This is a genomic window from Pseudomonas sp. 9.1(2019) (assembly GCF_009910445.1).
GTDB lineage: Bacteria > Pseudomonadota > Gammaproteobacteria > Pseudomonadales > Pseudomonadaceae > Aquipseudomonas > Aquipseudomonas paraversuta.
In genome coordinates, this window is sequence record NZ_VBWF01000010.1 from 473,961 (window position 1) to 500,835 (window position 26,875).

23 protein-coding genes are annotated in these 26,875 nt (G+C 59.0%); 8 read left to right on the top strand and 15 right to left on the bottom strand.

Annotated features, from left to right (window positions below):
- Positions 1-10: 10 nt before the first annotated feature.
- The 5 genes from FEZ21_RS15560 to FEZ21_RS15580 form a co-directional block, all read right to left on the bottom strand.
- Complete coding sequence (locus FEZ21_RS15560; protein ID WP_236010182.1) at positions 11-1,360, bottom strand: TolC family outer membrane protein; 1,350 nt, start codon at positions 1,358-1,360, stop codon at positions 11-13.
- 13 nt (positions 1,361-1,373) lie between these two features.
- Entirely contained in the window at positions 1,374-2,696 is a 1,323-nt protein-coding gene (locus FEZ21_RS15565) for an HlyD family type I secretion periplasmic adaptor subunit (RefSeq protein WP_003445839.1), read from the bottom strand.
- Positions 2,693-4,417, bottom strand: a complete 1,725-nt coding sequence (locus FEZ21_RS15570) for a type I secretion system permease/ATPase (protein WP_003445841.1) — start codon at positions 4,415-4,417, stop codon at positions 2,693-2,695. Before FEZ21_RS15570 ends, FEZ21_RS15565 begins: the two co-directional genes overlap by 4 nt.
- A 122-nt stretch (positions 4,418-4,539) precedes the next feature.
- Complete coding sequence (locus tag FEZ21_RS15575; RefSeq protein ID WP_003445843.1) at positions 4,540-4,932, bottom strand: AprI/Inh family metalloprotease inhibitor; 393 nt, start codon at positions 4,930-4,932, stop codon at positions 4,540-4,542.
- Positions 4,933-4,988: 56 nt separating this feature from the next.
- Complete coding sequence (locus FEZ21_RS15580) at positions 4,989-6,431, bottom strand: serralysin family metalloprotease (RefSeq protein ID WP_010657163.1); 1,443 nt, start codon at positions 6,429-6,431, stop codon at positions 4,989-4,991.
- A 1,182-nt stretch (positions 6,432-7,613) separates the two neighbouring features.
- On the opposite strand from FEZ21_RS15580, the gene FEZ21_RS15585 reads away from it, so the two are divergent.
- The 5 genes from FEZ21_RS15585 (at position 7,614) to FEZ21_RS15605 (ending at position 12,805) form a co-directional block, all read left to right on the top strand.
- Positions 7,614-8,639 carry a LacI family DNA-binding transcriptional regulator gene (locus FEZ21_RS15585; RefSeq protein WP_160627765.1) on the top strand — a complete coding sequence of 342 codons (1,026 nt, stop codon included), beginning with the start codon at positions 7,614-7,616 and terminating at the stop codon, positions 8,637-8,639.
- An 82-nt stretch (positions 8,640-8,721) separates the two neighbouring features.
- Positions 8,722-9,504 carry a sugar phosphate isomerase/epimerase gene (locus tag FEZ21_RS15590; protein ID WP_160627767.1) on the top strand — a complete coding sequence of 261 codons (783 nt, stop codon included), beginning with the start codon at positions 8,722-8,724 and terminating at the stop codon, positions 9,502-9,504.
- The gene (locus FEZ21_RS15595; protein ID WP_003445848.1) at positions 9,497-10,450 is read left to right on the top strand and encodes a sugar kinase; all 954 of its coding nucleotides are present in this window, start codon (positions 9,497-9,499) and stop codon (positions 10,448-10,450) included. Before FEZ21_RS15590 ends, FEZ21_RS15595 begins: the two co-directional genes overlap by 8 nt.
- A gap of 64 nt (positions 10,451-10,514) precedes the next feature.
- Positions 10,515-11,810, top strand: coding sequence for an MFS transporter (locus FEZ21_RS15600; RefSeq protein ID WP_003445850.1), 1,296 nt, complete (start codon positions 10,515-10,517; stop codon positions 11,808-11,810).
- A 20-nt stretch (positions 11,811-11,830) separates the two neighbouring features.
- Entirely contained in the window at positions 11,831-12,805 is a 975-nt protein-coding gene (locus FEZ21_RS15605) for an NAD(P)-dependent oxidoreductase (RefSeq protein ID WP_037001812.1), read from the top strand.
- On the opposite strand, the gene FEZ21_RS15610 is transcribed toward FEZ21_RS15605, so the two are convergent.
- From FEZ21_RS15610 to FEZ21_RS15625, 4 genes are all read right to left on the bottom strand, one after another.
- Entirely contained in the window at positions 12,806-13,885 is a 1,080-nt protein-coding gene (locus FEZ21_RS15610) for a polyamine ABC transporter substrate-binding protein (RefSeq protein WP_003445852.1), read from the bottom strand. It lies immediately after the preceding gene.
- Between the two features lie 70 nt (positions 13,886-13,955).
- The gene (locus tag FEZ21_RS15615) at positions 13,956-14,297 is read right to left on the bottom strand and encodes a cupin domain-containing protein (protein WP_010657167.1); all 342 of its coding nucleotides are present in this window, start codon (positions 14,295-14,297) and stop codon (positions 13,956-13,958) included.
- Positions 14,298-14,327: 30 nt separating this feature from the next.
- The gene (locus FEZ21_RS15620; protein WP_003445854.1) at positions 14,328-15,734 is read right to left on the bottom strand and encodes an FAD-binding oxidoreductase; all 1,407 of its coding nucleotides are present in this window, start codon (positions 15,732-15,734) and stop codon (positions 14,328-14,330) included.
- Positions 15,735-15,783: 49 nt separating this feature from the next.
- Positions 15,784-16,602, bottom strand: a complete 819-nt coding sequence (locus FEZ21_RS15625; protein WP_003445855.1) for an AraC family transcriptional regulator — start codon at positions 16,600-16,602, stop codon at positions 15,784-15,786.
- A 258-nt stretch (positions 16,603-16,860) separates the two neighbouring features.
- Here FEZ21_RS15625 and FEZ21_RS15630 point away from each other — a divergent pair, with 258 nt between their 5' ends.
- The gene (locus tag FEZ21_RS15630; RefSeq protein ID WP_003445856.1) at positions 16,861-17,139 is read left to right on the top strand and encodes a DUF1652 domain-containing protein; all 279 of its coding nucleotides are present in this window, start codon (positions 16,861-16,863) and stop codon (positions 17,137-17,139) included.
- Between the two features lie 588 nt (positions 17,140-17,727).
- On the opposite strand, the gene FEZ21_RS15635 is transcribed toward FEZ21_RS15630, so the two are convergent.
- Positions 17,728-20,205: a UvrD-helicase domain-containing protein gene (locus tag FEZ21_RS15635; protein WP_160627769.1), complete on the bottom strand. Its 2,478-nt coding sequence runs from the start codon at positions 20,203-20,205 to the stop codon at positions 17,728-17,730.
- A gap of 258 nt (positions 20,206-20,463) precedes the next feature.
- Here FEZ21_RS15635 and FEZ21_RS15640 point away from each other — a divergent pair, with 258 nt between their 5' ends.
- Positions 20,464-21,159, top strand: a complete 696-nt coding sequence (locus tag FEZ21_RS15640; RefSeq protein ID WP_003445858.1) for a pirin family protein — start codon at positions 20,464-20,466, stop codon at positions 21,157-21,159.
- A gap of 90 nt (positions 21,160-21,249) precedes the next feature.
- Here FEZ21_RS15640 and FEZ21_RS15645 read toward each other — a convergent pair whose 3' ends face one another.
- Together FEZ21_RS15645 and punC are read right to left on the bottom strand one after the other, a co-directional pair.
- Positions 21,250-21,786, bottom strand: coding sequence for a hypothetical protein (locus FEZ21_RS15645; protein ID WP_003445860.1), 537 nt, complete (start codon positions 21,784-21,786; stop codon positions 21,250-21,252).
- Positions 21,787-21,843: 57 nt separating this feature from the next.
- Positions 21,844-23,025 (bottom strand): purine nucleoside transporter PunC, encoded by a 1,182-nt coding sequence (punC, locus tag FEZ21_RS15650; RefSeq protein ID WP_010657170.1) that lies wholly within the window; start codon positions 23,023-23,025, stop codon positions 21,844-21,846.
- A gap of 117 nt (positions 23,026-23,142) precedes the next feature.
- Between punC and punR the strand changes: the two genes are divergently transcribed.
- On the top strand, positions 23,143-24,066 hold the full coding sequence (punR, locus tag FEZ21_RS15655) for a DNA-binding transcriptional activator PunR (protein WP_003445862.1): 924 nt from the start codon (positions 23,143-23,145) through the stop codon (positions 24,064-24,066).
- A 211-nt stretch (positions 24,067-24,277) separates the two neighbouring features.
- Here the strand turns inward: punR and FEZ21_RS15660 are convergent, their stop codons facing one another.
- The 3 genes from FEZ21_RS15660 to FEZ21_RS15670 all read right to left on the bottom strand — a co-directional run bounded on the left by FEZ21_RS15660 (position 24,278) and on the right by FEZ21_RS15670 (position 26,749).
- Positions 24,278-24,814, bottom strand: a complete 537-nt coding sequence (locus tag FEZ21_RS15660) for a DUF4174 domain-containing protein (RefSeq protein ID WP_003445863.1) — start codon at positions 24,812-24,814, stop codon at positions 24,278-24,280.
- A 231-nt stretch (positions 24,815-25,045) separates the two neighbouring features.
- Entirely contained in the window at positions 25,046-25,633 is a 588-nt protein-coding gene (locus tag FEZ21_RS15665; protein ID WP_003445864.1) for a DedA family protein, read from the bottom strand.
- A gap of 69 nt (positions 25,634-25,702) precedes the next feature.
- Complete coding sequence (locus FEZ21_RS15670) at positions 25,703-26,749, bottom strand: DMT family transporter (protein WP_003445865.1); 1,047 nt, start codon at positions 26,747-26,749, stop codon at positions 25,703-25,705.
- Positions 26,750-26,875 lie beyond the last annotated feature (126 nt).

Sequence of the window (26,875 nt, forward strand, 5' to 3'; positions counted from 1 at the left end):
ACTCTCCTGATTAATCAAACGGACGCACAAAGGCCTCATCGACCCGTGCCAGATCCTGCTCGCCCAGCGTGCCGGCGTAAAAGTGCAATTTGGTCCACGCCAATAAATAGTCGTAGCGGGTTTGTGCCAGATCCCGGCGCGTGGTGTAGAGCTGTTGCTCGGCGTTCAAGGCATCAAGATTGACCCGCTCGCCCCCCAGAATGCTTTGCCGGGTAGAGACCACCAGCGCTTGCGCCGAGGTCAGGGCTTTTTGATAGGCACGCAACTTGTTCCCCCCCGACAGACAGGCGTTGAACTGGCGCCTCAGTTCGATCAGGGTTTCCCGGGTTTTACCTTCCAGTTCATATTCCACCCGGGCCAGATTGCTGCCGGCCTGACGCACCGACGCCGACACGCCGCCGCCTGAATAGAGCGGCAGGCTGACTTCAATGCCGATGGTGTTGGTGTCATAGCGCTGGTTATAGGTGTTGCCGCTGTCGGACTCCATCTTGCGCACGCTGGCATAGGCATTGAGTTTGGGCAGATGGCCGGCGCGGTTGCGCTCGACCTCATAGCGCGCCACCTCCAGTGCCTCGCGTTGCGACGCCAGCTCCGGGTTGTTGGCCAGGGCCATGGCATGCCAGGTGGCGAAGTTGGCCGGCTCCAGCGGTAACGGGTTGAAGGCCGCCGCCAGCGGCTGCAACTGCTCGATGCTCACCGACTCAGTGCCAATCAACGCCCCCAGCTCGCGCAAGGCGGCGTCCTGCTCATCAATGGCCTGGATCTCCTCGGCCGTGGCCAGTTCGTAGCGCGACTCGGCCTCAAGGATGTCGGTGCGGGTGCCCTCGCCCTGTTGAAACATCTGCTGGTTTTGCCGGAACTGCTGTTCGTAGGCTTTTTTCTTGGCGCGGGCGATATCGATCTGATCCTGGGCAAACAGGGCCTGGGTGTAGTGCGTCAGCACACGCACCAACAACTCCTGACTCTTGCTGCGAAAACTTTCATCGGCAAACAGGGCCTGGGCCACACCTTTGCGGTAGTTGGCGTACGCCTCGTAGTCGATCAGTGGCTGCTGCACCATAAAGGTCGAGCCATAGCTGTTGTAGTTGCGGTCCTCATGGGTGTTACCGCGTTCGTTCAAATAAGTGGCCTGGGAGTTGTTGCGCCCCTTGTTGTAGCTATAGGACAACCTGGGTAGCAGGCCGGCGCGGCCAATAACCCGGTTTTCCAGCCCCGCGTCGCGCTCCTTCATGGCCCCGAGAAAGGTCGGATCATTGCGCAGCGCCTGTTCGTATACCTCAAAAGGTCCCATCGCCTGGGCGCTGGCACCCAGGCTTAACCACAGCGCAGCAGCCAGGCTCACTTTAAAAACTGTTTTCATCGGTCGCAGCATCCTATCGCTCAGTCAACGCAGAACCTGCGCGATCCAGCAGCGGTTTGAACAAGTAGTTGAGCAGCGAGCGTTCGCCGGTGCGCACAAACATCTCGGCCGGCATCCCGGGTTTGATCACCAGTCCGTTGAGCTTTTCCAGCGCCTGGTCACTGACCGTACTGCGCAGCACGTAGTACGGCATGCCGGTTTTCTCGTCGAGCATCTGGTCGGCCGACACCAGGCTGACTTCACCCGATACCCGCGGCGTAGTGCTCTGATTGAATGCGGTAAACAGAATGTCCACCGCCAGTGCGCTACCCACCCGGTCCACCAGGTTCACCGGCAGACGCCCTTCCACCTCCAGACGTGCGTCCTGGGGCACAATTTCCAGCAAGGTTTCCCCTGCCCGCACCACGGCGCCCTCGGTATGCACCCCAAGGTTGACCGCAATGCCATCCGCCGGTGCAGTGATTTCACTGTGTTGCAGATCAAAGCTGGCCGACGCCAGTTGCTGCTCCAGGGTCAGACTTTTGAGCCGGGCATCGGCCAACTGGCTGCGGACCTCCTTCTGGTACTCATCAATGTGCTGCGCCAGTTTGAGCCGTGACTCCAGAATGCCCTGCTCGATGCGTCCGCTTTCGCCGCTGTTTTGCGCAAGATCCTGCTGAATCTGCGACAGCTGCCGTTCGTACTCCAGCAAGCGGTTACGCGGGATGTAGCCGTTTTCTGCCAGCGGTCGCAGATTGCTCAACTGCTGACGCAAGGAGTCGGCCTGGGCCAATTGATCTCCCCGTGCCCGGCGCATGCCCGACAGCTGCTGCGCAGCCCCTTCAATGCTGGCCTTGAGCCCCGCCTGCTCGCGGGCAAAGGCCTCCCGACGGCTGCTGAACAATTGCTGCTGACCTTCGAGCACCAGGGCCAGTCGCGGGTCGGGATCGAGACTCAACTCGGGGCCGAAATTTACCCGCTGCAAGTTGTCGCGCTCGCTTTGCCAGCGGGCCACGCTGGCCCGGGCCATGCGGTATTGCGCGCGCAGCGATTGCACATCGGCCTCGACCTGGGTGGGGTCCAGTTGAAACAACGGTTGCCCCTGATGCACCGCCTGCCCTTCGTGCACCAGAATCTGAGTCACCACCCCGGCCCCCAATGACTGCACGGCCTTGCGCTTGCCCGACACCACCACCGTGCCTTGCACGGCAAGCCCCTCGTCCAGCGGCGCCAGGCTGGCCCACAGAAAGAAACTGCCCGCACCGACGATGGTCAGGACCCAGCCCATTCGTACGTAAAAGCCTGCACCCCGTGCTGGCTGATGGTTATCACTCATGATCGGAGCGTCCTTGCTCATGCGCCTGCACTCTGGCGGTTAAGGCTGGTGGGTTTCTGGGCACCGGCCAATGCCTTGAGCACCTCGGCCGTGGGCCCGAACGCCTGGGTCCGGCCTTCATTGAGGACCAGCAATTTGTCGGTCTGGGCCAACGATGAGGAACGATGGGTCACCAGCACCACCGTGCGCCCGTCAGCCTTGAGTTGGGCAATGGCACGGCTCAGCGCTGCATCGCCCACCGTATCGAGATTGGAATTGGGCTCATCCAGCACCACCAGGCAGGGGCTGCCATACAAGGCCCGGGCCAGCGCCACCCGTTGTTTCTGACCGCCGGACAGACCACTGCCTGCATCCCCCAGCAGCGTGTCGTATCCCTGGGGCAGGCGCAGGATCATTTCGTGCACCCCGGCTTGGCGCGCCGCTTCAACCACTAGCTGCGCATCGGCCTCGCGGAAACGCGCGATGTTCTCGGCAATACTGCCACTGAACAGCTCGATGTCCTGGGGCAAATAACCGAGGTGGGGGCCGAGCTGGTCGCGATTCCACTGATGGATATCGGCAGCGTCCAGGCGCACGGTGCCGGCCAGCGTTGGCCATACACCCACCAGCACCCGGGCCAGCGTCGACTTGCCGGAACCGGAAGCTCCCAGCACGCCCAGCACTTCCCCGGGGTTGAGGCTGAAACTGACCTGCTGCAAGGTCGCCAGCCGCTTGCCCGGCGGCGCGGCACTGACCTGCTCGAAGCTCACCTGCCCCTTGGGCGCAGGCAATGTCATGTTGTCCTGGGTGACCGGATGCTGGCCAAGCAGGCTGTCCAGTCGCTGGTAGGCAAGTCGTGCCGAACTCCATTGTTTCCACACGCCAATCAACTGATCGATGGGGCTCAATACCCGGCCCATCAGGATGGAACCGGCAATCATCATCCCGGCGCTCATCTGGCCCTCAATCACCAGCCAGGCGCCCAGGCCGAGCACCAGCGATTGCAGGCATAAACGCAAGGTTTTGCTGATGGAGCCGATCACGGCCCCGGTGTCACTGGCCTTGTTCTGTTCAGCCAGAAACCGCGAATGCAGGTTGAACCAGCGCTTGCGCAACACACTCAGCATGCCCATTGCCTGAATGGTCTCGGCGTTGTGCAGATGGCTGCTGGCCAGTTGGCTGGATTGCTGGGAGTAGACGCTGGCCCGGGCCAGGGACTGGCGGGTCATGAGTTCGTTGATGCACGCCAGGCCAATTAACAGCACGGCACCGGCCGTGGCCAGCACCCCAAGCCAGAGATTGAACCCATAGATCACAAACAGATAAATCGGAAACCACGGCGCATCGAAGAACGCAAACAGCGCAGGGCCAGTGACAAATTGACGAATCAGGGTCAGATCACCCAGCGCCTGGCCGGCCTGGGCCTGACCGTTGAGCAGGTTGCGCTCGAATGCCGCCCGGTACACCTGTTGGTTGAAGCGGCGCTCCAACTGACTACCGATGCGGATAACAATAAAACTACGGACCGTTTCAAGCATCCCGATAAAGATAAAAAAACCCACGACCATTAATGACAACATGGCCAGTGTCGTGGTGTTTTGCGAAGACAAAACCCGGTCATACACCTGCAACATATAAATGGAGGGCACCAGCATCAATATATTGATCAAGGCCGTGAAACAGCCGACGCTGATCAAAATACTTTTATAGTCAGCCAGCGCATGTATTAACGGTGCGACAGGCGTATTGTTCAGCCGCTTCATGCATCTTCCTTGATGAATAAATCAGGTAGTACCCAAACACGTAAAACTGCTACGCAGATTAAACCAGCCACTGATCTGCCCACGCAGCGCTTTACGATTTTAAATAAATGCTTGCGCCCGGTTTATTCAGGCAACCGTTTCATCATCAGAACTTTGCTCCCCGCCAGTTGCGCTTCATAAAGACCGGGTTCAATACGATCCATATGCACCAGATCCGTGCCGTCCTTGCCCATCAGAAATATCCCGTCCGGGGTCGCAGACCAGCTCGCGGGCGCTTGCCCCAGCCAGACTTCAAGACATTTGATTTCAGGGCTGAAGGTTTTGTCGGCAACCAGTTGCACCTGACAGGCCTGTGTGGCGTCATCCTGGGGGTAAAAGGTCCAGCTGCCCGCCAGTTGCGCGGGGCTCAGTAACAACAGGGAATTGGCCATGGCGCTCTCTATGGTGAAGGTCAGCAATGCGGCGACATAGCCCGTTGCCTTGAAAAACCTGAATGCTCTTCGCGTGTTGTGCATGGGTGTGAATTCCAGGCAAAAGGCAGCGCTTGCGCGCTGCCCATCCAGCGGCTGACTTAAACGACGATGTCGTACGTTGCCATTTGGCCCACGGTGTTCACCAGGAAATCGGCCACAGCGTGACCGCTGAAGTCGACGGCAAAGTGCCCCAGATTACTGGCCTGGTCGTAGCTGACGATCGCTTCACCGGCATGGCCGGTGAAGGTATCGACAAAATTCAGAGCGGCCAGGTTGCTGATGGCCGAGACGTCAATTTTGTCGATACCGGACTGGAAGTCCATGATGATATCGGCTGCCTGCGGCGCTGAGTCTGACACCGCTGCGAACACAAACACATCGGCCCCTGTGCCGCCCCACAAGGTGTCGGCACCACCGGCGCCGTAGATGATGTCGTTACCGGCACCGCCCTTGAGCACGTTATCGGCGCTGTTACCGATCAACAGGTCGTTGCCCGCGCCGCCAATGGCGTTTTCGATAATTACGCCCTGGGCAATCGAGACGTTACCGGTCATGCCACCGACGTCGGAGAACGAACCGGCAGTGAGGTTGATCTTCTGGTTCTGGCTGAAACCCGAGAAGTCCAGGGTGTCGTTGCCGCCGCCATCCCACACCGAGAAAATCAGCTTGTCGCTGGCTGAAGTTGCGCTGTAGTGATCACGGTCCGCCGTGGAGTTGAAGCCATAGACGGTGTCCTCGGCACGGGTTTGCAGGTTGGCACCGTACAGCTTCTGGATGGCTGCAATATCATCCATCTGCGGTGCTGATGCGTAGGCACCTTCACCGCTGTTGGTGAAGTGCTGACCGGTTTTACTTTCACTCCAGTAGCTCATCACGCTGTAGGCACGGGTGTCTTCGCCATAGACCGCATCGCGATAGGTGGGGTTGCCATTACCCGCGTTGTAGTCACCCGGGTGCGACAACCCCAGGGTGTGCCCGATTTCATGGGTCAGGGTTTGACGGCCGTAGTTGCCCTCGCCCGGTGTCTTGTTGACCTCATAGTCCTTGTTGATCAGATACCACGACTCGCCTTTGCGGGCGCTGTTTGGCAGGTAGGCAAAGGCCGCGCCGCCATTGCTGGCACTGAAATTGGCAAAGGTCATATGGCCGTCATCGCCACGGGCAGCCGGCCCTTCGGTGAAGGTCACTTTGGCTACGTCGGCCCAGGATTCCAGCGACAGCTTGGCCTGTTCCTTTTGCAGCGCCGAGAATTGGCCGAACGTGCCCAGGCCACGGGTGGCATAGCCCACTGGTGGCGCCGTGAGGAAGCTGTAGCTGAGGTTGATCACACCGTCGCCGTTAAGGTCATGCCAACTGGCACCGGAACGCGTCAACTGATCAGCCGCCTGATCGGTGGTCAACGAAGGCTTGCCGTTGACCAGATGATCGCCGCGGTCATAGAAGTGACTGAAGTTATCAATCTGGGTAAAAGCGGAACTGCTGCTGATTGCGGCCTGACTCTGGCCAACCGACAGTAACGCTTTCTCTTTAAGTTTCGACATGTAAACACTTCCTTGTTTAACAGTAGAAAATTTTGACAGACCACGACGACCCCATGGCGAGATCGTCCTATCACTCGCCGTTTATGGCCGGGCGAAACTGACACAAGTCGAAATATTTAGTCCAGTGTTTTTTTGCCATCAAAACTCCAGAGCCGGATAAACAACAGCAAACATTGAACACCCCGGGAAATATTTTTTTCAGTCATCGAATATTAGAATCATCATATTCACTTGAGGAATAACAATAGCGATTTTGTCGATAATGGCCTTTTGCAACATGACTGACCGGTCAGCACTTTTTTATTTAAATAAACCTGTCGCCAGTTCGTCTTTATATAGGGTTTTTAATTAACCAAAATACAGCAGGCACCCCACATTCCACACTTGTGGGAGCGGGCTTGCCCGCGATGGCATCAGCGCGATCCTGCAGGTATACCCCATCGCCTGCATCGCGAGGCAAGCTCGCTCCTACAGCAGACACCTCACACCCACACCCCAGCACTGTGGGAGCGGGCTTGCCCGCGATGGCATCAGCGCGATCCTGCAGGTATACCCCGTCGCCTGTATCGCGAGGCAAGCTCGCTCCTACAGCAGACACCCCACACCCACCCCCCACCACTGTGGGAACGGCTTGCCCGCGATGGCATCACCACGATCCTGCAGGTGTAACCCATCGACTGGATCGCGAGGCAAGCTCGCTCCTACAGCAGACACCCCACACCCACACCCCGCCACTGTGGGAGCGGGCTTGCCCGCGATGGCATCAGCGCAATCCTGCAGGTATACCCCATCGCCTGCATCGCGAGGCAAGCTCGCTCCTACAGCAGACATTCCACACCCCAGCACTGTGGGAGCGGGCTTGCCCGCGATGGCATCAGCGCGATCCTGCAGGTATACCCCGTCGCCTGCATCGCGAGGCAAGCTCGCTCCTACAGCAGACATTCCACACCCACACCCCGCCACTGTGGGAGCGGGCTTGCCCGCGATGGCATCAGCGCGATCCTGCAGGTATGCCCCCGTCGCCTGCATCGCGAGGCAAAATCGCTCCCTGCAACCCAGGTCCAGGGCACCGATATTACAAACGGCACTTGACTCGAACCGGTGATTTGAGTTTTCCTGAAACCGGTTTCAGCGCCCTCACGCGAAATCGCCTGCGATAACTCAAATAAAAGGTTTCAGGCCGTGAACAGTTTTTCTGCCGCCCAGCGCACCCGCGTGACCATGCTTGATGTTGCCCGACTTGCCGGTGTATCCAAGGCCAGCGTGTCGCGTTTTATCGGCGAAGACCGCGCCTTGCTGTCCGAAGCCATCAGCCAGCGTATCGAACGGGCAATCAACGAGCTGGGCTACCGGCCCAATCAAATGGCCCGCGGCTTGAAACGCGGACGCACCCGGCTGATCGGCATGCTGGTGGCCGATATCCGCAACCCCTACTCGATTGCAGTAATGCATGGGGTCGAAACCGCCTGCCGACAGCACGGTTACAACCTGGTGGTGTGCAACACCGACCGCAACGATGAACAGGAGCGCCAGCATCTCGCTGCCCTGCGCTCTTACAATATCGAAGGCCTGATCCTTAACACCCTCGGCCATGATCCTGTGGCCCTGCAACAGCTGCATCAGGAAATGCCCATCGTCCTGATCGATCGCAAGGTCGAGCAACTGCAAACCGATCTGGTCGGCCTCGATAACGCCCATGCCGTGCGCATTGCCCTTGATCACCTTGAGCAACAGGGCTACCGCGATCTGTTGCTGGTCAGCGAGCCCGTCGATGGCACCAGCTCACGGATCGAGCGCATTCACAGCTTCACCACGCAACTGGCTGCACGCCCGGCACTGCGTGGTGCCGTGGTGCAAACCGGTACGCAACTGCGGGCCTACATCCAGTCTTTCCTGCAAACCCCCGGCAACGGCCCCAAGGCACTGTTTTGTGCCAATGGCGTGGCCGCGCTGGCCTGCACCCATATCTTGCGCGAGTTGAACTGTCGCTTGTTCGAGGATGCCGGCCTGATCGCCCTGGATGACCTGGAATGGTTCCCTCTGGTCGGCAGCGGTATCACAGCCCTCGCCCAACCCACGCAACAGATTGGCGCCAGCGCTTTTGACTGCCTGCTCAGACGCCTCAAGGGCGACAAGGCACCCGCCCGGGTCCTGGATTTTGCTGCAAGCCTGATCAAGCGCGGCTCCACTCAACGCCCTGCTACCTGACGCTTTATTGCCGCCGGTTGCCTGTTTAAACCTGCGGCACTTCCTAACAACAAAATGAAACCGGTTTCAGAGATTAATGACAATGACCACATTTCCCGTATCCATCAGCCTGTCGAGCTACGGCGCCGACCTGGTTCGCCAGCGCGGACAACACAGCTTCATCGAGGTACTGGCCAATGCCGGTGCAACCCGCATCGAGCTGCGGGAAGAATTGCTCACCGGCGAAGACCCGGTAGCCTTCAGCCAGGCCGTGCAGCAGCACGGACTTGAGTGCGTGTTCTCTTCGCCAATGGAGCTGTGGGAAGCCGGGCAGTCGCGCCCCAATCCACAATTGATCACCACCCTGCAGCGAGCCCATGCCTTCGGTGCGAAATGGCTGAAAGTCTCACTGGGCTATTTCACCGAACACTGCGATCTGCAAAACCTGGCTGCCTGCCTGAACCAACAGTCCGTGAAATTGCTGGTAGAAAACGACCAGACGTCCCAGGGCGGGCGGATCGAGCCGATGCAGCGTTTCTTCGACAAGGTCGATCAACAGCAGGCCCCGATCAGCATGACCTTCGACATTGGTAACTGGCAGTGGCAGGACCAGTCAGCCGGCACCGCCGCCCGCCTGCTCGGCCGTTATGTCAGCTACCTGCACTGCAAAGGCGTGGCCCGGCGCCCGGACGGCAAGCTGATTGCCATAGCGCCAACCGCCACCGACCTGCAAATGTGGCAGCAACTGATGACCCACATGCCCCATGGCCTGACCCGCGCCGTCGAATATCCGCTGCAGGGCAGCGACCTCGACCGGCTGACCAAAGAGCATGTCGCGGTACTGGCCAAACTGAGCCAACAACAACAGGAGCTGAGCCATGTCTAAGTTTGATGTGTTGTCGTTTGGCGAAACCATGGCCATGTGGGTGGCTGAACACTGCGGCGATCTGGACCAGGTCGAGCTGTTTCACAAACGCATTGCCGGGGCCGACAGCAACGTCGCCATCGGCCTGGCACGCCTGGGTTTCAATGTTAAATGGCTGAGCCGCGTAGGCAACGATTCCCTCGGCCGTTTCGTGCGCAACACCCTGCAAGCCGAAGGGCTGGACTGCCAGCACGTGGCCATCGACCCGCAGCACCCCACCGGTTTTCAACTCAAGTCACGGGTAGATGACGGCAGCGATCCGCAAGTGGAGTATTTCCGCCGCGGTTCGGCCGCCAGTCATCTGGGCCTCGACGCCATTACCCCGCAATTGCTCGATGCCCGCCATTTGCACGCCACCGGCATTCCTCCAGCCCTCTCGGCCAGCTGCAATGAATTGTCCTTTGAGCTGATGAAGTCCATGCGCAAAGCCGGTAACAGCGTGTCGTTCGATCCCAACCTGCGACCGTCGCTATGGGCCAGCGAGCAGCAAATGATTCGCGACATCAACGCCCTCGCCGCCCACGCCGACTGGGTACTGCCAGGGCTGAGCGAGGGCCGGTTACTGACTGGCTACGACGATCCGGGCGACATCGCTGCGTTCTACCTCGACCAAGGAGCAGAAGCGGTGATCATCAAGCTGGGAGCCAAGGGCGCTTACTGGCGCACCGCCGAGCTTGAACAATTCGTGCCCGCCGTACCGGTTGCCCAGGTGATCGACACCGTTGGCGCCGGCGATGGCTTTGCTGTGGGCGTCATCAGTGCCTTGCTGGAAAACCTCGACTTTGCCGAAGCCGTGCAGCGTGGCAACTGGGTTGGCAGCCGTGCCGTGCAAAGCCGTGGCGATATGGAAGGGCTACCGACCCGGGCCGAACTGACGCACCACAACGCGCAGACTGCGCCCGAATAAACACCGTGATTTTGCTGCACCCGTTACCTGCTGCGACAAAAAAAACAAGCTCAGGAGCACCACCATGCACTCGTTAAAACTCGCCGCCCGTCGTTGGTGGTACATCATGCCGATCGTATTTATCACCTACAGCCTGGCCTACCTGGACCGGGCTAACTACGGGTTCGCTGCGGCCTCCGGCATGGCCGAAGACCTCAACATCACTCCCGGGCTGTCGTCGTTGCTCGGCGCCCTGTTCTTCCTCGGGTATTTCTTCTTCCAGGTCCCGGGGGCGATTTATGCGCAGAAAAACAGCGTCAAGAAACTGATATTCGTCAGCCTGATCCTCTGGGGCAGCCTGGCGACCCTGACCGGCGTGGTGTCCAACGCCTACAGCCTGATTGCCATTCGCTTCATGCTCGGAGTGGTTGAAGCCGCAGTCATGCCGGCAATGCTGGTGTACCTGTGCCACTGGTTCACCCGTGCCGAACGCTCGCGCGCCAACACCTTCCTGATTCTCGGCAACCCGGTCACCATGCTCTGGATGTCGGTGGTCTCGGGCTACCTGGTGCAGCATTACAGCTGGCGCTGGATGTTTATCGTCGAGGGCCTGCCTGCTGTGCTCTGGGCGTTTATCTGGTGGCGCCTGGCCGATGACCGTCCAAGCGAAGCCAAATGGCTCAGCACTCAAGAGAAACACGACCTGCAAAGCGCGCTGGATGCCGAACAGGTCGGAATGAAACCGGTAAAAAACTACGCTGCGGCCTTCCGCTCGCCAAAAGTGATCCTGCTGTCCTTGCAGTTCTTCTGCTGGAGCATCGGGGTGTACGGTTTTGTCCTGTGGCTGCCGTCGATTCTCAAACACGGCGCGCAGATGGACATGATCGAGGCCGGCTGGCTCTCGGCCCTGCCCTATCTGGCTGCAGTGATCGCGATGCTCGTGGTGTCGTGGGGCTCGGACAAACTGCAAAAACGCAAACGCTTCGTCTGGCCGCCGCTGCTGATCGCCTCCATCGCCTTCTACGGCTCCTACGTGCTGGGTGCGGAACACTTCTGGTGGTCCTACAGCCTGCTGGTGATTGCCGGTGCCTGCATGTATGCACCCTACGGTCCGTTTTTCGCCATCATCCCGGAAATACTGCCGTCCAACGTGGCCGGGGGCGCCATGGCGCTGATTAACAGCATGGGGGCCCTGGGTTCGTTTGCCGGCTCCTATCTGGTCGGATACCTGAACAGCGAGACCGGTTCACCGGGAGCTTCCTTCCTGTTGATGAGCGGCGCGCTGATGATTTCCGTGCTGCTGACCCTGATGCTCAAACCCACGGTCAATGACACCCCTGCGCCCAAGCAATTGGCTACGCAGGGTCTGGCCCACTCTTGATTTCAACGTCGGTGAATACCTTGAAAAAGAATGTCGTGCTGTACAAAGAACTGTCCGCGCCCCTGATGCAACGCCTGGAAGATCAGGTCAATGTCACCCTGATCAAGCGCCTTGATGCCCAGGGCCTGGAGCAACTGCGGGCGGCCCTGCCCCAGGCCCAGGGATTGCTGGGGGCCAGCCTCAGGCTGGATGCGCAGCTGCTGGATCTGGCACCGGCACTGGAGGCCGTGGCCAGCGTTTCGGTGGGGGTTGATAACTACGACATCGACTACCTGACCGAGCGCAAAGTCCTGCTCACCAACACCCCCGACGTGCTCACCGAAACCACGGCCGACACCGGTTTCGCCCTGATTCTGGCCAGCGCCCGGCGCGTGGTGGAGCTGGCCAACCTGGTGCGCAATGGTCAGTGGCAAAAAAACGTCGGCCCCGAGCAGTTCGGCACCGACGTGCATGGCAAAACCCTGGGCATCATTGGCATGGGCCGTATCGGCGAAGCCCTGGCCCAGCGCGGCCACTTTGGCTTCGGCATGCCGGTGATCTACCACAGCAATTCGCCAAAACCTGCAGTAGAGGCACGCTTCAACGCGCAGTACCGCAGCCTCGATGAACTGTTGCAGCAAGCCGACTTTATCTGCCTGACCCTGCCCCTGACCGCGCAAACCGAAGGCTTGATCGGCGCAGAGCAATTTGCCCTGATGCGCCCCGAGAGCATCTTTATCAATATCTCCCGGGGCAAGGTGGTGGACGAAGCGGCACTGATTCAGGCCTTGCAAGAGGGCCAGATTCGCGCAGCCGGGCTGGATGTGTTCGAGCGCGAACCGCTGGAGCTGACCTCGCCGCTACGGCAGCTGGATAACGTGGTGGCCACCCCGCACATAGGTTCGGCCACCCACGAAACCCGCGAAGCCATGGCCCGCTGTGCGGTCGATAATCTGCTGGCGGCACTGGCCGGTGAACGCCCGGCCAACCTGGTTAACCCACAAGCACTGGGCTGATCATTCACCGGCCTTGATTTTGGTCCATAGCCGCGTGCGGATGCGGTCGATATTCAACGGCATGGCCTGGAGGGCAAACAGCTTGTCCATCATCGCCGCCGTTGGATAGACCTTGGTGTCAGCCTTGATCTCGGGGCTGACCAGGGCATCGGCCTGTTCGTTGCCATTGGCGTAATGCACATAGTTGGTGATACCGGCCATCACGTCCGGGCGCAGCAAGTAGTTCATGAAGCTGTAAGCGGCCTTCTCGTCCGGCGCGTCGACGGGCATGGCCACCATATCAAACCAGATCGCCGCACCTTCCTTAGGTATCGAATAACCGATATCCACCCCGTTACTGGCCTCTTTGGCCCGGGTTTCGGCCTGCAGAATGTCTCCCGAAAAGCCTACCGCCACACAAATATTGCCGTTGGCCAGGTCGCTGGTGTACTTGGACGAGTGAAAGTAGCTGATATAGGGCCGCACTTTCATCAGCAGCGCTTCGGCTTTTTTGTAGTCCTGCGGGTTCTTGCTGTGATGGGGCAAGCCCAGGTAATTCAGCGCCGCGGGCAGCACTTCCGGACCGTTGTCCAGTATCGCGACCCCGCATTTACTGAGCTTTTCCATGTTTTCAGGCTTGAAAATCAGGTCCCAGGAATCCACCGGGGCATTCTCGCCCAGCACCGCTTTGACCTTGGCCACGTTGTAGCCGATACCGGTACTGCCCCACAGGTACGGAAAACCGTGCTGGTTCCCCGGATCGTTGACCTCCAGCGCCTTGAGCAGCACCGGGTTGAGGTTTTTCCAGTTGGGCAACTGGCTTCTGTCGAGCTTCTTCAGGGCCCCGCCCTGAATCTGCCGGGCCATAAAGTGGTTGGATGGAAACACCACGTCATACCCGGAATTGCCGGTCATCAACCTGCCGTCCAGGGTCTCGTTGCTGTCAAACAGGTCGTAGGTAAACGCAACTCCGGAATCACGGGAAAAGTTCTTCATCGTGTCGGGTGCGATGTAGTCGGACCAGTTATAGACCTTCACGGTCTCGGCGGCCTGACACAAAGTCCCGGCCAACATCAGGGGCAACAGGGTCATACGGATCATGATTCGATTCCTTGCATGTTCTGGCAGCTTTTTTATAGGCAGGTATCGGCAGTTTTAAGTGAGCAAAGGCTTACAGGATCAGGACATAGGTCTTGCGCACGGTCTCCTGAATGTCCCAGATGCCGGTGCTGTTGGCAGGCAACATCAGTGCATCCCCTGCTTCTATGGTCAGGGTTTCTCCGTCATCCGGAGTGAAGGTGCAGCGCCCTTGAATGAAGTGACAAAACTCTTGCGCCACAATCTGTCGGCGCCAGCGACCCGGCGTGCATTCCCAGATGCCGGTTTCGACCCCGTCGTTACGCTCCACACAGGTGACCGAGGTGATAGCCACCGGCGTACCCAGCGGCACGGCCACCGGGAAGGACTCTTGTAGCGGTACCAGGGCCGTGTTTTTGAATTGAGTGATGCTCATGAAATGCTTCCTGATCAAGACGACGTTTAATTACTGCATGAAACCTTCCATAAACCCGGCCACGCGGCTGGCCAGGCGCCGACGCAAGGGCGAGCTGTGGGGGTTGGCCAGGGTTTGGTCTTCGTAGACGAAGCTGCGGATAATTGCGTTGTAACCCAGCCAGCGGCAGGGCTCCGGCTCCCAGGCCTTGAGCGCAGCGAGTCCGCCTTCGGTCAACACCCAGGGCTGTTTCACCTCGAGGGTGTCGCGTTGCAAAATCAGGTCGGCCAGGGTGCGGCCGCCCAGATGACTGGCGCCTACCCCTTCGCCGCCATACCCGCCGGCCAGGGCGATGCCTTGCTGGCGATCACAGAGCATGTGTGGCTGAAACCGCCGCGACATGCCCAGATTGCCGCCCCAGGCATGGCTGATACGCACGTCTTTAAGCTGCGGGAACAGTTCGCCAAACAAATAACGGCGCAGTTCAATTTCGCTTTCGCTGAGGTCGAAATTGCCTCGCAGGCGTCCGCCAAACTGATAACCGCCCCGCGCACCGAACACCAGGCGGTTATCCACCGTGCGCTGGCCGTAAGTGACCTGACGGCTGCTCTCGCTGAAGGCCTGGCCCCGGGACAGTCCGATCTCGTCCCACACGGCCTGGGACAAAGGCTCTGTGGCCACCAGCAGGCTCTGTACCGGCAGTTGATAGCGGCCCAGGGTTGGCAGGGTATTGGCGTAGCCTTCCACGGCCGGCACCACCCAACGGCTGCGCACCCGGGCTTTGGCTGTGACCACCTGGCCCGACTGCCATTGCGTGACCGGGCTTTGCTCGAATATCTGCACCCCCATGCGCTCAACGGCGCGGGCCAGGCCGCGTACCAGTCTGGCCGGGTGAATGGTTGCAACATGGGGAGTGAAGATGCCGCCATAGGGCCTGGCGACGCGGATCTGTTGCGCCAGTTCGCCCGGGCTCAGCCAGCGGTAGTCGGATTCGTTCAAGCCCTGGGCGTAGAGGCTGGCCAGATAACTGCGCAGACTGGCTTCTTGCTCGGGGTAACGGGCCGCGCAATACAAAGCGCCCCCTTTGCGGTAATCGCAGTCGATGCCTTCACGATCGATGACGTTTTTCACTTCATCAGGTATGCCGTGCAGCAAATCGAAGGAGGCCCGACGCTGCTCGGCAGACAAGCCCGCCAGCAACCGGTCCTCGCCCAGCAAATTGCCCATCAGCCAGCCGCCGTTGCGACCGGAGGCGCCAAAGCCCGCCGTTTGCGCTTCAACAATGGCAATGTTCAGTTGCGGCGCATGGCGCTTGAGGTAGTACGCGGTCCAGAGCCCGGTGTAACCGGCACCGATGATGGCCACATCGACGTCCAGGTCGTGTTCGAGCGCCGGTCGGGGAGCAAGCTCATCCCCGAGCTGGTCCATCCATAAACTGATTGAGCGCCACGCTGGCATCACCGACTCCACACTGCTTCAAAGAATGGGTCGACCCTACCTCCTGGCGTCAGGAAAAGTCTTGCGCGCGTGCCCGCAAAGAAATTTGTCTGGCGTAAGCCTTGGGTGACTGGCCGGTGTGCTGGCGAAAACAGCTGTAGAACGCCGAGATCGAATTGAACCCGGCCGAGAACGCCACCTCATCGACTTTGACCGGCGACACCGCAGCATCCATTGCCGCCAGTACATGCCGCAGCCGTGCCTGATTCACATAGCGGTAAAAGCTTTGTCCCAATACCTGGTTGAGCAAATACGACATCTGGTTACGTGTATAGCCGCAGGCACTGGCCACTTGCTGCAGATCGAGCTCAGGGTCGAGATAGGGTTGTTGGCGCTCGAAGTAGCTTTGCAGGTCCCGGGCCATGAAACTCAATTGCCGCGCCGAGAGCCCAAGACGGCTGACGGCCGGTCTCAATGAGGGTTTGAGCGCCGGATTGATCGCGGTTTCATGGACCAGGGATGCGTACTCATTGACCCGCCAGATCAGCCCGTCGCGCACCGTAATCGCCTCACTGGCGCGGAATGACACCAGCCCCTGGCTGCCACGCAGGGTCATGCGATATTGAATGAACGCCGTATTGCCATCCAGACGGATACGATCGCTATGCTCCAGCGCTTCATCCGGCTCCCTTGGCATGGACAGACGCACGTACTCGCGCAGTTCGTCGAGGGCCATGACCCGATTCTGAAAAAAATCGTGATAGCACACGTCCGGGTGATAAAGCGCCATCACCCCGTCCAGGTCACGGTGCTTCCAGCACAAGTGGTAACGCATCACGGTCTGACCGGTAGCGCGGGTCTGTTCGGGGCCGTCATCGGGGTCTGACATGGAACGCTCGTAGGCAAAAAGAGCAGAGAGTGCCGAGTTTGTGCGTTGGCATCAATGGCCAGGTGCAGGGGTAAACGGCTTAAAAAACGCTTCAGGGCTTGATGTGCATCAAAACCGGATTAAACAGTCTATCGGTATGTAACAAAAGGCTTAGCGCCACAGAATATGGATGATAGGTTTAAACACGAAACACTCGCTAAAACATCTGCCGGAGATTGTTCTCTGGCTGTTTAAATTCAGAGCAAAAGGAAGTGCTCCATGAACAAAACACGCGACATGCACAAGGTTACCTTCCCCAATGCCTGCCAGCTGATGCGCTGGCATTTTCATCCAATGGGCTTCGAGGCGACCATGGATGCGCCGGGAAGCCTGGTTGCCCGCCTGTTTGATCGTGCCAGTGGCGAAACCCTGATCGCCATCGCCGGCATCCCCTGCGCAACCACCATGACCCCGGGTCAAGTGAGCAATATCATCCAGGCGGTGGAAGACGAACTCGAAAGCTTCGTCCCGCCGATGACCTGGCAGGCGCAGGCCTGACCGCGCCGCCTGCATCGCTGGCAAGCCAGCTCCCACAGTAAATCTCACCGGCACATGACTTTGTGGGGGTGGACTTGCCAGCTCCTACAGTAAATCTGAGTGGCACCTGCCACCTGTAGGAGTGGGCTTGCCCGCGATGGCATCGACCCGGTCTACCCACCTGACCTTGCCGCCTGAATCGCTGGCAAGCCAGCTCCCACAAGAAATCTGACCGGTGCATGACTCTATGGGAGTGGGCTTGCCAGATCCTACAGTAAATCTGAGTGGCGCCTGCCACCTGTGGGAGCGGGCTTGCCCGCGATGGCATCAACCCGGTCTACCCACCTGACCTTGCCGCCTCAATCGCTGGCAAGCCAGCTCCCACAAGAAATCTGACCGGTGCATGACTCTATGGGAGTGGGCTTGCCAGCTCCTACAGTAAATCAGAGTGGCAGTTGCCACCTGTGGGAGCGGGCTTGCCCGCGATGGCATCGACCCGGTCTACCCGCCTGACCTTGCCGCCTGAATCGCTGGCAAGCCAGCTCCTACAATAAATCTGACCGGCCCATGAATCCGTGGGAGTTGGGCTTGCCAGCTCATGCAAAAGGTCTATCCGGCGGGCTCAGATACCTTGCGCAGATCCTCAAAGAATACCTTGCCCCGAGGGATGCGGTCTGAGGCCCTGGGGATGTTCGGACCCTGGGCATCCGGGTTTTCCAGATACCAGTAACAATGCGTCACCGCCCGGGTAATGCCCACATAGGCCAGGCGCAGGATTTCATCCTTCTGCGCCGTGTCGTAAGGGTCCGGGTCGCCATCCTTGCCCAGGCCCGCCATGCGATAGACCTGGTTTTTATACGGCGAAGACGTCAGGTGCTGACAGTCACCCAACAGGAACACCGCGTCAGCCTGCAAGCCCTTGGAGCTGTGATAGGTCAGTTGCTTGAGCCGACGGTCTTCAGGCGCCAACCTAGAATCCACATTAACTACCGACTGAATATCCTTCTCAATCAATAACTTATCGCTACTTTTTCGATACAACATTAAGACGCTATCCCCAGCGTTGTAATGTTCGATCAACCGCGCTGCCAAAGCCTGGTCATCGCGGCTCAATACATTCACCGGTACTGGCACCTTGGGCTCGCCACTGGCTTTGGCCCGTTTGCCGGCAATCGAAGGGGCTGCACGCACGATATGCTCGGCAGCATCGATGATGTGCTGATGGCTACGAAAGTTGTCGCTGAGCATCACCCGGGTGGTGGCGGGCGACGGGAATTCCTTGTTGAACTCCATGAAGTACTTGGGCGAACTGCCCCGCCAGCCATAGATCGACTGCCAGTCATCACCCACACAGAGTAACGATGAACGCTGGGCACCACGCCCGACATGCATTGCCGGGCCTCGACTGCGGATTTCCCGCAGGCTGGCCCTTAACCAGGAAACGATTTGCGGCGAAACGTCCTGGAACTCATCGATCATCAAATGCGACAGCGGGCGCAGTTGCTCATGGCTCAGCAATTTGAAGTTTTGCGGGGTGTTCTCGCCGAACAGCGAAAACATTCGGTTATAGGTCATCACCGGCGGCGACTGTGCCAGCAAGTGATCTTCCAGCGCGCGCCAGTACAGGCTCAGGGCCTCGAAGAAAAACCGGTCCGGATCATCGGCGGCAAATGCCATGTCCCCCACGGCCGCGGCAACGTCCAGCCCCAGGTTCTCTATAAAGCTGGCAGCCGCGACAAAACAGTCCAGCAACGGCGCCGAACTCAGTTCGCCCTTGAGCTTGTAATCAAAACCCGGACCCGCACTGGCATCACCCGCCAGCGAGGTAATAACACGCTTTGCAGCATCATAGCTTTCCAGCCAAATCAAAGGCTTACTGCAAAAAGCTCGAAACAGAGTGCGCTTTACTGCCCATTCGGCGCGCACGCTCAACTTGGCCCCCGGCCTGCAGATTTGCGGGTTTTCCCGCGGATCAAACCCGAGCACCACCCACGCATCCAGTTGTGGCACATACCCGTGGCAATGGAACTGCGCACCATTGATTTGCACGGTTTCCCGGCTCGGTTCAATGCCCTGGATCGGCCAGGCGCCCGCGGCAAACCACAGGTCTTCGAGGGTGTCGCACAGCTCTTCGTCGCGCTTGGCGGCCAGCTCGGTCACTGCCATGCGTTTTTGCACCTCCGGGTGATCGCGTTCCAGCTCCTTGAGTTGCAGGGCATGCCGGCAGAGGGGTGCCAGGGTCTCGCGAAAACGCTGATCCCGGGTGTAAAGCCCGTGATAGCAGGCATTCAGTTGCTGGCGCTGGGCATCATTGATCCGCAGGTCAAACGGGTTGCTGTCGCTGTCATCGTCATTGAGCAAAGTGCGCGTGCTCAGGGTCTCGAATGCCTGCAACTGGCTGTAGCCGGGCAAGCTGCGGACCATGGGCAAGATCCGCGAATGGAAAGTGCGCACCACATCCCGCGCTTCCTTGAGGCTCAGGGTGCGGCCCCACAAGGCAAAAATGGATTGCAGTTTGCTGATGAAGTCCTTGCGCGACTCGCGGGTGAAGGTCACCACCGTCATCGAACCGAGTTCAAAACCCAGGTAATGGCTGAGCAGCAGAATACGCAGCACCAGCGATGTCGACTTGCCAGCCCCGGCCCCGGCAACCACCGAGGTCGAAGGTGTATCGCTGAGGATCATCTTCCACTGGGCGGCACTGGGTTGTGCCTGTTCGGGCAGGATCGCCGCAACATCGGCCTTGATCCGCTTTTTCAGCTCGGCGGTCAGCGGCAGGCGCCAGTCATCGAACAGGTTGTCGTCGATGCCCGGCGCACGCAGCACCTGCGGGCGGGTATCACTGATGAACAATACTTGCCGGCCTTGTTCCAGCCCCTCGGCATGACCTTCCTCAAAGCCGTAATCCACCCCGGCGCTGTGCCCGCTGCGAAACCCGTCGGCCTGACCCTGCAACCAGGAGGCGGCATGTTGCGCACGCAAATGGTTCAGGCCGCTGCCAAAGAGTCTGGCGGCCAGGCGCTTGAGCAAGGGTAATCGGGTTAGAGGGGCGAGTTCTTCAGGCAAATCGGGAATGTGTTGCGGCACGCTGACTCCAGGGTGTGAGGCTGTCCGGGCGGAAGGGCTATGGTCGCTGCATTGCGCCAAGATATCTAGGAGCATCAGCTCTTTAGAGCATTTTATGAAAGTAGGCACGGATGTGTTGACGGAAAAATACATCTAACAAATAGATAGTTTTAAAGCATATTTTCAGCTTTTTATCGATATGTTCTTGATGGAAAATCACTCCATCAGCAACCGGGTAACCGTCCACAGCGCACGGGCCACCTGAACAGGAGAAGCATCATGCTTGAACTCAGACCCTTCAACACCTTGGGCGGCGCAAACCACGGCTGGCTGGACGCTCACCATCACTTTTCGTTCGCCGAATACTACGATCCGACCCGGATGAACTGGGGCAACCTGCGGGTGTGGAACGACGATGTGATTGCCCCCGGTACAGGTTTCCCGAAACACCCCCACCGCGACATGGAGATCATCACCTATGTCCGCGAAGGCGCCATCAGCCATGAAGACAACCTGGGCAACAAAGGCCGGACTGAAGCCGGCGATGTGCAAGTCATGAGCGCAGGCACCGGGATTGCCCACAGCGAATACAACATGGAGTCGACTCCGAGCAAAATCTTCCAGATCTGGATCATTCCCAATCAGCAAGGTGACGCACCGGCCTGGGGCGCCAGACCCTTCCCCAAAGGCCGGCGCGAAGGCTTTGTAACCCTGGCCAGTGGCAAGGACGGCGATGACCAAAGCTTGCGCATCCGCGCCGATGCACGCCTGGTGGCGGCCAACCTGAAGGCCGGGGAAACAGCGGAGTATGCACTGGACAGCGGCCGCCGGGCGTATCTGGTGCCTGCCACCGGGGTGATTGAAGTCAACGGCTTGCGCGCCGGCGCCCGGGATGGAGTGGCCGTGGTTGATGAGACCCGATTGCGAGTCACGGCCATTGAAGACAGTGAGATCGTGCTGGTGGATATCGCCTGATTGATGACTTGAAAAAAGGCCGGCACCTTCACGGGTGTCCGGCCTTTTTTATAGCCTGCACGCTTGCGCCGGCCGTTCAGGCGACAGGCTTCAGCTCAGGGGATTGTCGATCTGGATGTAGAGAGAAAATGCACCCAGCACCAGCCAGAAACAGGCGAACAACCAAGGCGAGCGCACGGAAAACATCAAGGATTTTTTATAACCCTTGTGGGTGGACTCCATCTCGCAAAACAACGGTGATTCATCGTAGGCCATGCCCATGACCGGCTGACTGCTGAGCAGTTCGCTCTGTTTGAAGTGCCAGTGATCGATGATGTCGTAGGCCGCCCGGATCCCCGGCCACGCATTAAGTGAGATCAGTATCCCGAGCACCGCCAGCATGGGTGGTACTGTGAGGGTGAAAAACTTGCCCCACTCCGGGTTGAGGTTAGCCATGCAGGATGCAAAGGCGATCACCAGAAATGACTGGGCCGCCAGATACGCATCGGTGCGGTGGGACAGGATGCTGGTCTCGTACTGGATTTCACGCCGGTAGAAATCCAGCCGGTCCTTGGGCGAGCCGAACATTTTGGCATCGTGCTCGCTCTGAATCTGTAACTCACTGTGCGACGTAATTATTTTGCTCATCCGCAGCGCCCGGGCAATGTCTCGAACACTGTTGGATAGACCCGTCCATTACAAAGTTCAGCCTGTGACACAGCTCGCTGCAGGTGATTTGCGGCGCTGGATCAGATACCCCAACACAGCCAGGGGAGCCGTGGCCAACATCACCTCAACGGTGATCTGCAGGGGCTCGGTGATAAAACCCGACACCAGCAGGCTACCGAGAAAACACAGACCCAGTTGCAGGGTGTTTTGCAAAGCGGCGGCCTTGCCCGAATTTTCCGAAAACGGCATCAGAGCATGGGCCACGACGATGGGGTAGCTCGCGCCGTTGACCAATGCCATCAAACAAAACGGGATCAGCAACGTGGTCAAGGTCGGCTCGGTCATTGTGGCAACGCAGTACAGGCCCACCATGCTGATGCAATACGCCAGCAACAGCCACGGCAATAGCGTGTGGCCCTTGATCCGCTGCAAGGCACTGCGGCAGCTGTAACCGCCGATCATGAAGGCCAGGGTCGGAAACGCGTAGCTCAAGCCGATATCGCTGGGGCTGTAGCCCATATCGCCAAGGATGAAAGGAGAAGCCGTCAACCAGGCAAAGAAACTGGCCGAGCAGGCGGCAAAGATCATCACGTTGCCGCTGAAACCGGGCGAGCGCAGCAGCTGCCAATAGCTCACTTTAGAGGTGACGATTGTTGCCGGGGCGCGGGCTTTTTCTTTGAGCAACAGGGTCGGCACTATCAACAGCACCGCCAAACCGAGCAACACACTGAAAATCGCCTGCCAGCCCAAATGGCTCAGCACCACAGCCCCCAACAGCGGTGCCAGCGCAGGCGACAAGGCCATCAACGGCATGATGCTGGCAAATACCCGATTGGCTTTATCGGCCGGGAAGCGATCGATTACCAATGCTTGCCAGGTCACAGCCGCCGCGCAGATGCCGATCGCCTGGATAAACCGCAGGCTCAGGAGCAACACACTGTTATCGACCCACAACATCCCCAGGCACCCCAGGGCAAACATCGACAGCCCCGCCAGCAGCACCGGCTTGCGACCCAGGCGGTCAGACAGCGGTCCCCAGAGCAATTGGCCAAAGGCAAAACCGGCCAGAAAGATGCTGAGACTGGCGCCAACCGCGCCGGAAGACAGCCCCAGCTCGCTGCGCAACGTGCCGAAGGCCGGCAAGTACATATCCATGGCCAGGTAGCCCAGCATGCTGAGCCCCGCGAGGTAACAGGTAAAACCAAAAGAGTTTTTCATGGGCTTCCAAAACTTGCCATCAAACAATTTGTTGACTGGCGTGCATTATCCAGCTGCACATTTGCTTGTGAAGCGATAATAATTGCCTAATGACATCAATAATTTTGAAGGCAAGCCATGTGGTCTGAATACTCGCTGGACGTAATCGATGCCGTCGCCCGCCACGGCAGCTTCAGCGGTGCCGCCCAGGAGCTGCACCGTGTGCCTTCGGCCATCAGCTACACAGTGCGCCAACTGGAGCAGTGGCTGGCCGTACCCCTGTTTGTGCGTCGCCATCGCGATGTCGAGCTGACCCCGGCCGGACAGGTGTTTGTCAAAGAAGCCCGTGATGTGATGAAGAAAATGCTCGGCACCCGGCGCCTGTGCCAACAGGTCGCCAATGGCTGGAGCGGCCAGTTGCGGGTGAGCGTGGACTCGATCATCAAACACCCGCGCTGCCGGCAAATGGTGATCGACTTCTATCGGCACTTTCCCGATGTGGAGCTGATTGTTCAGTACGAGGTATACAACGGAGTGTGGGATGCGCTGGTGGATGGGCGTACCGACCTGGTCATCGGCGCCACCAGGGCAGTGCCGGTAGCAGGCAGTTTTGCCTTTCGCGACATGGGCTTTCTGCACTGGCTGTGCGTGGTCAGCCCGCAGCATCCACTGGCCCGGGTTGACGGCTTGCTCGGCGACGAGCAACTGCGCCCCTACCCTTCACTGTGCATGGACGATACCTCGCGCAACCTGCCCAAACGTGACACCTGGACCCTGGATAACCAGCGCCGGATGATGGTGCCCGACTGGACTACAGGGCTGGCCTGCCTTAGCGATGGACTGTGCGTGGGCATGGTGCCTGCTCACCTGGCCCAACCCCTGATCGAGCAAGGCCGATTGCAGGCGCTGCATTTGCAACGCCCTTTCCCGGCCAGCCCGTCATGCTTAGCCTGGGTACAGAACAATCATTCTCCGGCGATGAACTGGTTGCTGGAATATTTGGGGGACACGCCCACCCTGAGCCAGGAATGGCTTAATGATGCGGGCGCTGAGGAGTCATGAACGAACAGGCCGGGGGCTGAGCCCGGGCCATCATCAGGGCCGTGCAGGCCGGATCTGAAATCGTCATAAATTGAGAATTAATTGCGTTTTGCCTACATGCTTTTCACGCCACTTTCACATCGACTGGCCTAGATTGGATCCACTCCTTTTGTGAATCCCATTTGGCCCGCTCCCCTCAGCGGGCCTTTTTTTGGCCCTGATTCAACAGGCCTCAATCATCCAGCTGTGCAGGAGCCTTGACCGGTTTTGCAGCCTTGCCCGGCTTGCCGGCCGGCGCTGTTTTATCCGGCGTCACCACCTCGGCCTGGGCCTGAATCTGGTTTTCGGCAGCGGGCAAGGCGTCTACGGTTTTGAACAACTCAGCGAGATTTGCATCACCCTCGGTTTCGAGCTTCTTTTCGCCATCCTTGCCAATCAGAATCACTTTGGCCTTGTCGATAATCATCCCCGGCTTGAGTCCGCGAATCAGCGACATCGTGCTCTGGGGTTCAAGGTCTTTGCCATCACGTTTGCCGGTAATGCCAACAATCGTATAGAGCACCATGTTGCGCTCTTCGAAGCCCTTCTGATTGGCCGGATCGGCCAGCGCTTGCTTGAGTGTGGTCAGGGTTGGATCGACTTCTGTACGAGCGACGATGATCAATGGGCGAAATTTGCCGCGATCCTGTTCAAGGGGGCTTGGAACTTCAACAGCCTGCGCCATGCCAGTCACCAGCAGGCCGGTAAGGATCAATAAACGGATAAACATCCAGAACTCCTTTTATTAGCGGACCGGGTTCGTGGGTGTGCTGCCAATACCTTGAAACCCGTGGCGTTGAGCTTGTCATTCAAAGCGTAGGCCACGGGCTTGATCACGCAACCGGGTACCCGGACTTTGCCTTTCAAGCCTGTTTTTTGCAACAGCATCCGGATCTGTCGCCCATGGCGAAATGCTCATCACAAGCCATGCCCGGCAACCAGAAACCTGGCGCCCCAAGGCTCAAAGCGATTTGGCCGGCGACCGGTTTTTCGCCCTGAAGTGACGCACCAGGGCTACCACCACCATCAATACGATAACGCCCAGGGCAATCGGCAAACGATAGGGTTTGAGATCCCCCAGCAAGCCCTCGAGAAACTCTCCGGCCCAGTACCCGCCGCTGGCGAACAGCGTCGCCCATACCGCCGCGCCCACCAGGTTGATGCAGGTAAACTTGACCGGTGAAACCTGGCTTGCACCAATCACCATCGGCCCCACCAGACGCATGCCATACAGAAAGCGCACGGAGAAAATCGACGCCGTAGGGTACTTGTTGATCAACTGCGTCACCCGCTCGATGGCGGCTTGATGCTTGTGCAGTTTGGGCAACAGCCGGGCACCGAAGTAGCGACCGGTCCAGAACAGCAACTGGTCACCCAGCATCCCGGCCAGACTCGCATACATAATGACCGGCAACAGCTTGAGCACATGTTGATGGGCTGCCATGCCCCCCAGAATCAGGATGGTTTCACCTTCCAGCAAACAGCCGATAAAGATGGCCAGGTAACCATAGGTCGCCAGCAAGTAGTTGAAATCGATGTGTTCAAACATGTGCACTCTGTAGCTCCATTGGAAGAGAGTATTGCTGCATCCAGCCGGCGCAATCTAACACGCAGCCAGTCAGTGCCGGTGCCTGTGGTGAATATCCGGAAAGTGCGGATGGCTATGCCGAACGGGAGAATGCACATGCCCATGGCTGTGGGCGGCACCCGGCGGTACATCCTCGGCATGCTCATGCTGATGGTGCTCATCGTGGGTATGGCGATGGGTGTGCTGCAGCGGCTGGTGTTGATGCATATGCTCGTGCCGCTCGGTGAGGTGCAGCCAGACCCCGAACAGCATAAACGCGGCGGCCAGCCAGAACAGCAGCGAGACTGATTCCCCCAGCAGCACAATTGCAATCGCAGCGCCCAGAAAAGGCGCGGTCGAGAAGTACGCCCCCGTGCGCGCCGCGCCCAGTCCGCGCAAGGCCAGCACAAACAGCACCAGGCTCACGCCGTAGCCCAGAAAGCCGATCAATAAAGTGGGCGTCAGCGCCACCAGAGGCGGGATTTTGGCCCCCAGGGTCAATCCGATCGCGCAGTTGACCAGCCCTGCAAACAACCCTTTTACCCCGGCAATAAAGAGCGCATCGCAAGCCGATACCTTGCGCGTCAGATTGTTGTCCACCGCCCAGCACAAACAGGCAAACGCCACGGCCAAGGGCCCAAGCCAGGATTGCGCGACACCCGCTGCCTGGCCGGACGGCCACGACAAAACAATGCCCCCGGCAATAATTGCCAGCATCCCCACGACAATCCTGCGGTCTGCATTTTCCTTGAACACCACCCACGCCAGCACGGCGGTCAGCACGGGTTCCAGATTGAGCATCAATGACGCCGTGGCGGCACTGGTCAGAGTCAGCCCCACCATCAGTGCGACCGGGCCAAGAATCCCGCCGAACACAACCGCCCCGACCAGCCACGGCCACTCGCTGACACTCAGCCCGGACCTTTTCCAGCCCCGATCGCGAAGCAAACGCAGCAACACCAGGCCCGTGCCGCTGCCCAGATACAACAGCCCGGCCAACAGCACTGGCGGGATTTCTGTGCCCAGCAACTTGGCCAGCGGGGTACTGGCCCCGAACAGCGCCGCCGCCGCCAAGGCATAAATCACACTTGTATTCATCACATCCACTTCTGTTTCAGTCGTGCAAGCAGCCTAGACCAGCGCGCAGGCAAAGCGACCTGAATCAGCAGCAGCCAGCGGCAGCACTTGGCATTACCCCTTGGTACCCACGGATTTCTGGCAATG